This window comes from Methylophaga sp. UBA4204 (genome assembly GCF_002379485.1).
Classification (GTDB): Bacteria; Pseudomonadota; Gammaproteobacteria; order Nitrosococcales; family Methylophagaceae; genus Methylophaga.
The window spans coordinates 1936-2839 of sequence record NZ_DFTU01000045.1 but is presented as its reverse complement, the minus strand read 5'-3'; the positions used below and the strand labels follow the sequence as shown (position 1 = coordinate 2839).

Below are 904 nucleotides of genomic sequence, written 5' to 3'. Positions count from 1 at the left end.
CGTTATTACTGGATGAAATTGCAGAATTATCGTTATCAACTCAAACCAAACTGCTGAATGTCATAGAGCGTAGACAGCTTCGCAGACTGGGATCCAGCAAAGAAATTTCGGTGAATTCCCATATTATTGCTACGACCAATCGCGACCTTCATCAATTAGTGATTTCGGGCGAGTTTCGAGCTGATTTGTATTTTCGGTTAAATGTTGTAGAGATTAAGCTGCCACCGCTACGGTTACGCCAACAGGATATAGCGGAACTTGCACAGTTTTTTATCGAGCAATTTGCCAAACGTTATGGTGTCGAACAACCAAGACTCGCATATGATGCAATGCGTGAAATGCAACAATATGATTGGCCTGGTAATATCCGTGAACTGGAGAATGTTTTGGAGCGAGCCGTAATGCTCTGTAAACAGAGTGTCATCGAATCTGATGATTTGTCATTGAAAGCATTTGGCCGTGACAACCAAGACGAACAAGGGGGCTCCAAGTTCGAAAAAATGACACTTGATCAGGTGGAAAAATATTTACTGGAAACGGCTTTGAAACGAAGTTCAGGTAATGTTTCCAGAGCGGCGAGACAGCTTGGATTAACCCGTATGGCAATGCGTTATCGTATGGAGAAATACAAGCTTTAAACTATTTGACCAGTTTTAAGCTTGGCTTGCCATTAGTCGTTTTATTGGTTGGTTTACCTGGTTCTTTAGCTGTTGGCGGTGGAGGCGTGGGATGCTCTTCTTCTGGAAAGAACATACCTTCGTTATTTTCTTTTCCATAAATCGCCTGAATGGCAATAACCGGAATAAATAAATTCATCGCCTTGCCAGAAAATCTTGCTGAAAAACTTACACTTGATTATGAAGTTGTTGCTGGCGGTGGATATGCCAACGGCCAAATAAACCCG

The 904-nt window shown here is 42.3% G+C and carries 2 protein-coding genes; one reads left to right on the top strand and one right to left on the bottom strand.

Translation table 11 applies throughout. From position 1 onward, the window contains the following. On the top strand, window positions 1-638 hold a 638-nt coding region (locus B3182_RS06245), incomplete at its 5' end, for a sigma 54-interacting transcriptional regulator (protein WP_292752022.1). A 1-nt stretch (window position 639) separates the two neighbouring features. Here B3182_RS06245 and B3182_RS06240 read toward each other — a convergent pair. Further along, window positions 640-816 (bottom strand): ClpXP protease specificity-enhancing factor SspB, encoded by a 177-nt coding sequence (locus B3182_RS06240; RefSeq protein WP_292752019.1) that lies wholly within the window; start codon window positions 814-816, stop codon window positions 640-642. Window positions 817-904 lie beyond the last annotated feature (88 nt).